General features: G+C 73.3%; 5 protein-coding genes. All 5 read left to right on the top strand.

The features are described 5' to 3' along the window. Positions 1 to 135: 135 nt before the first annotated feature. Positions 136 to 1,989: an ATP-binding protein gene (locus VGR37_03560; protein ID HEV2146472.1), complete on the top strand. Its 1,854-nt coding sequence runs from the start codon at positions 136 to 138 to the stop codon at positions 1,987 to 1,989. Between the two features lie 48 nt (positions 1,990 to 2,037). Further along, positions 2,038 to 3,546 (top strand): ATPase domain-containing protein, encoded by a 1,509-nt coding sequence (locus VGR37_03555; protein ID HEV2146471.1) that lies wholly within the window; start codon positions 2,038 to 2,040, stop codon positions 3,544 to 3,546. Then, positions 3,543 to 3,917: a response regulator gene (locus VGR37_03550; protein ID HEV2146470.1), complete on the top strand. Its 375-nt coding sequence runs from the start codon at positions 3,543 to 3,545 to the stop codon at positions 3,915 to 3,917. Before VGR37_03555 ends, VGR37_03550 begins: the two co-directional genes overlap by 4 nt. Before the next feature lie 14 nt (positions 3,918 to 3,931). Further along, entirely contained in the window at positions 3,932 to 4,666 is a 735-nt protein-coding gene (pepE, locus tag VGR37_03545) for a dipeptidase PepE (GenBank protein HEV2146469.1), read from the top strand. Positions 4,667 to 4,890: 224 nt separating this feature from the next. Further along, a partial coding sequence (locus VGR37_03540; protein HEV2146468.1) for a hypothetical protein occupies positions 4,891 to 5,367 on the top strand: 477 nt, incomplete at its 3' end.

The raw sequence follows: 5,367 nt of genomic DNA, 5'->3' as shown, positions 1-5,367 counted from the left end.
GGGGCCCGCGCCGTTTCGGCGGGAGGGCCGCCTCTACGACGTCGGTTTCCATCTTGCAGTCTTCGCCGGAGCCCTGCCCGCCCCGGGCCAGCCCACCCGAAACGAGCTGCACCACCGGATGAACCACCCCACCCCATGAGGGAGGACCGAGTCCCCGGCGAGGACCCCGAGCGGACGCGCCGAAGCGTGGAGCTGCTGGCGCACCGCGCCCGCGACGTACCGGAGGAGGACCAGCCCGCGGCGGAGGACGCTCTCGCCGATCTCCGCGAGACGCTGGACGATCTCCGCATCCAGCGGGAGCTGCTGGACACCACCCGCCGCGAGCTGGAAACGGAGCGCCAGCAGCTGCGGGAGCTGTTCCACCTCGCGCCGGACGCGTACCTGGTCACGGACGCGGAAGGGGTGATCCAGGAGGCCAACCGCACCGCGTCCGCGCTCCTCGGGGTCGAGGACGGGGAGCTCGTGGGCCGCTCGCTCGCCGACTTCGCCACCGGCACCGGGCGGGCGACGCTCCAGCGGCGGCTCCGGATCGTGCGCCAGCGGGAGAACCCGGCCGAATGGAAGATGCGGCTGACCCCCCCGGGGGGCGACGCCGTGGACGTGGAGGCCACCGTGGCGGCCGCGCACGAGGGGGATCGGCTGGTGGGGCTCCGGTGGCTCCTCCGAGACGTGACCGAGCGGAAGCGGGCGGAGCTCGCCACCCGCCGCCTCTACGAAGAGCAGGCCGCGCGGGTCCACGCCCAGGCCGCGGAGCGCCGCAACGCCTTCCTCGCCGGGGCCAGCGAGATCCTGGCGGGGTCGCTCGACTACGCCACCACCCTTGCCGGCGTGGCGCGCCTGGCGGTGCCGCAGGTCGCCGACTCCTGCATCGTGTACGTGGTCGAGGAGGACGGGCGCGTACACCGGCCCGGCGTCGCGCACGCCGACCCGGACCGGGAGGAGACGCTCCGGGGGATCCTCGAGGGCCGCCCCTTCGACCCGGCCTCGCTCTCCGGCCCGGTCGCCCGCGTGCTGCGCACGGGCGAGACGGAGCTGATCCCGGAGATCACCATCGACGACCTGGAGCCGCTCTCCGCCGACGAGGACGACGCCTGGGACGCCGCCGACGTGGCGCCGCGGTCGCTCCTGGTGGTGCCGCTCCGGATCCGGGAGCGGGTCCTGGGCGCGCTCAGCCTGGGGTGGGACGAGCCGGGAAAGTACACCCCGGACGACCTCTGGCGCGCGCGGAAGCTGGCGGACCGGGCCGCCCTGGCCGTGGAGAACGCCCGCCTGCACCGCGAGGCGAACCGCGCGAGCGAGGCGAAGTCCGAGTTCCTGGCGGCGATGTCGCACGAGTTCCGCACCCCGCTCACGGCGATCCTCGCCTTCGCCGAGCTGCTGGTGGACGGGATCCCGGAGCCCATCTCCGGCGCCCCCCTGCGCCACGCCGAGCAGATCCTGGGAGCGTCCAAGCACCTGGCGCATCTGATCGACCAGGTGCTCACGCTGTCCCGGCTGGACGCCGAGCGGGAAAAGGCCCGCAGCGAGCCGGTGGACCTGGGGGCGCTGGCCCGCGACACGGCCGCGCTCATCGGGCCGCTCGCCCTGCAGAAGGAGCTCGGATTCGCGGTGGAGGCGCCCGAGCACGGGCCGACCGTGCACACGGACGCCAACAAGCTGCGCCAGGTGCTCTTCAACCTGCTGGGGAACGCGGTCAAGTTCACCGAGCGCGGGACGGTCCGGCTCCGCGTGCGCACGGAGGGGGAGCGCACCCTCGTGGAGGTTCACGACACCGGCGAGGGGATGACCCCCGAGCAGCTGGAGCGCATCTGGGAGCCGTTCTGGCAGGCGGGCCGGCCGGTGGCCGGGCGTCCGCCGGGAACGGGGCTGGGGCTGGGGATCGTGCGGCGGCTGGTGCGCCTGCTCGGCGGGGAGATCCGCGTGGAGAGCGCGCCGGGGCGGGGGAGCGTCTTCACGGTGGAGCTGGGGGCGGGACGGACGGAGCGGTAGGCGCTCCCCGGAGCAGACGGAGTCTGCGCACTGACCAGGGGGATCGAGATGGGCGACGGGACGAACGGGGGCGGGAACGAAGGGACGGCGGGAGTCGCACAGGTTCGGACCGGCGTACCCGGGCTGGACCGCCTCCTGAACGGGGGGCTGCGCAGGGGCGGGCTGCACGTGGTGCTCGGCGGGCCCGGCGCGGGGAAGAGCGTGCTGGCGCACCAGATCGGCGCGCAGTTCGTCCGGGAGGGCGGAAAGGTCCTGTACCTCACGGCGCTGGTGGAGACGCACCAGATGCTGATCGCGCAGGCGCGCACCTTCCCGTTCTTCGACCCCGCCTTCGTGCCGGGCTCGTTCTACTATGCCAGCCTTTATCCCGTGCTCGCCCGGGGCGGCCTGCAGGCGGTCCGGGAGGAGATCGGCCGGCTCGTGGCGCTCCATGGCCCCTCGCTGGTCGTCCTGGACGGGGTGCACGCCCTCAAGGTCTCCGCGGAGGACCCCCTGGACTACCAGCGCTTCATGCACGAGATGGAGGCCCAGGCGGCGGTGACGGACGTGACGACGCTCCTGCTCACCCACCCGGAGGAGGGGATGTCCTCCGACCCCACCTTCACCATCGCGGACGCCATCTTCCACCTGCGCACCGAGGAGGTCCGCCTGCGGGAGGTGCGGATGTTCTCGGTGGGGAAGCTCCGCGGGGTGGGCCACGTCCGCGGGTGGCACACCTTCCGGATCACGGCGGAAGGCATCCACCTGTACCCGCGGCTGGAGTCGCTCGCGGCCACGATGGAGACGACCCTGTCGGGCGAGGCGATGGAGACGCCGCCCGCCCCGCTCGCCGGGTTCACGGTCGAGGGGCTGGACGACATGCTGGGAGGCGGCCTGGAGCGGAGCACCGTCTCGCTCCTCGTCGGCACCCCCGGGGCGGGGAAGACGATGCTCGGCCTCGCCTTCCTGAGCGCCGGCGCGGAGGCTGGCGAGCCCGGGCTGCTCGTCGGCTTCCACGAGGCGCCGGAGAGTCTGCTCCGGAAGGCGGACGGCGTCAGCCTTCCGTTCCGGAAGGGGATCGCGGACGGAAAGATCCACATCCACTGGCGGTCTCCGTCCGAGACGCTGGCGGACGACGTCGCGGAGCGGACGCTCGCCTTCGTGGAGGAGCACGGGATCGAGCGGGTGGTGTTCGACGCGATCGAGGACGTGCGCCATTCCATCATCCCCAGGGAGCGCGACTTCTACTATTTCGCCGCGCTCGCCAGCCTGCTCCGGGAGCGGGGCGTCACCACCCTCTTCCTGCAGGACCTCCCGCGGATCGTGGGGATGAACTTCGACCTTCCCCTGGCGGAGCTCTCCGCGGTGATGGACAACGTGCTCCACGCCCGCTACGTGGAGCGGAAGGGGGAGCTCCTGCGGCTCTTCTCCGTCCTCAAGATCCGCGCGCGGAGCTACGACCACGCCCTGCGGGCGTTCCACATCACGGGCGAGGGAATGCGCGTGGGGGAGCCGTTCGAGCACTCCGAGATGGTGCTCACGGGACTCGCCCTGCCCCGCGACCCGCAGTCGAGATGAAGGAGAAACCCCGCGTCCTGGTCGCGGACGACGAGCACGCCATCACCTCGCTGGTGGCCGACATGCTCGGGTACTCCGGCTTCGAGGTCGTGCGCGCGCACGGCGGGGCGGAGGCGCTGGTCCTCGCCCGCTCCGAGCGCCCCGACCTGGTCCTGCTGGACGTGATGATGCCCGACCTGGACGGGCGCGACGCCTGCCGGGCGCTGAAGATGGACCTGGAGCTGCGGGACGTCCCCGTGATCCTCTTCAGCTCGGCCGACGAGCAGGACGTGCACTGGCGGGGTGCCGGCGCGGACGGGTTCCTGCAGAAGCCGTTCAGCATCCGCAACCTCCCGGATCTCGTGCGGGGCTTCCTGGACGGGACGGCCTGAAAGACAAAGACCCGATGAAACACGACCTGCTCCTGCTCAGCAACTCCACCGTCCACGGCCGCGGCTACCTGGAGCACGCGCTCGACGCGGTCCGCGACTTCCTGGGCGCACGCCGCACCGTCCACTTCGTCCCCTGGGCGCTCGCCGACCACGAGGGCTACACCGCGAAGGTGCGCGACGCGCTGCAGCCGCTCGGCGTGCGGGTGACGGGGCTGCACGCGGCGCCCGACCCGCGCGCCGCCGTGGAGGAGGCGGAGGTGCTCTTCGTGGGCGGGGGCAACACCTTCCGCCTGCTCCGCGCCGTCCAGCGGCACGGGCTGCTGGAGCCGGTGCGGCGCCGCGTGGCCGCCGGGGAGCTGGCGTACCTGGGCTCCAGCGCGGGGACCAACCACGCCTGCCCCACCATCCGCACCACCAACGACATGCCCATCGTGCAGCCCGACACCCTGGAGGCGTTCGGGCTCGTCCCCTTCCAGGTCAACCCGCACTACCAGGACCCGGACCCCGGCTCCACACACATGGGCGAGACCCGCGAGGAGCGCATCCGCCAGTTCCTGGAGGAGAATGACGTCCCCGTCCTGGGCATCCGCGAGGGCGCCTGGCTCCGCCGGCGCGGCGGCGAGCTGGCGCTGGGCGGGACCACCGGCGCGCTCCTCTTCCGCCGCGGCTCCGACGCCGTCCCGTACGAGCGCGGCGCCGACCTGTCCCACCTCCTGTCCGTCCCGGCGCGGTTCGACGCACCCGCCTGACCGTACCCATCCGCGCGATAGCCGCCACGTGGGGGGCGCGGGGTCCTTGACGCCCCCGCCCCCCACGGTCATATTGCGGAGCCTGTCCGGCCTACCTGTCGGCTTCCGTATCAAAAGTTTCCGCCACGCGCGGGCTGTTTCCCGCTCCCGCCAGACCCCGCCCGGCCAGTCTCCCTTCCGGAAGCCGCCGCGCTCCCGCCTCCGTCCGTCGCACCCCGCCCCCCATGGCGTCCGACCCCAGGGCCCTGATCGAGAAGCTCAACCCGGCGTGCCGCAAGGCGCTGGAGAGGGCCGCGTCGGTCTGTGTCCGGCAGACGCACTACGGGGTCGAGGTGGAGCACCTGCTCGCCGAACTGCTGGAGGCGCCCGCGGGCGACCTGCACCTGCTGCTGCGCCGGTACGAGGTGGACGCGTCCGCCCCGCTCGCCGAGCTCGCCGCGGCCACGGAGGGCTTCCGCCGCGGCAACGGCCGCACCCCGGCCTTCTCCCCCCACCTCCTCCGCCTCCTGGAGCGCGGCTGGCTGGTCTCCTCCCTGCACCTGGGCGAGGGCGCCGTGCGCTCCGGGGCGCTCCTCCTGGCGCTCCTGGACGACGACGTGCTCCGCGCCGCCGCGCTGGAGGCCGCCCCCTCGCTGGGGCGCATCCCCCGCGACGCGCTCCGCGAGCACGTCCGCGACCTGCTGCGCGACTCTGCCGAGGGA

The sequence above is a fragment of the Longimicrobiaceae bacterium genome (assembly GCA_035936415.1).
Taxonomy (GTDB): domain Bacteria; phylum Gemmatimonadota; class Gemmatimonadetes; order Longimicrobiales; family Longimicrobiaceae; genus JAFAYN01.
The sequence above is the reverse complement of the archived record's forward strand: the minus strand, read 5'-3'. Positions and strand labels throughout refer to the sequence as shown.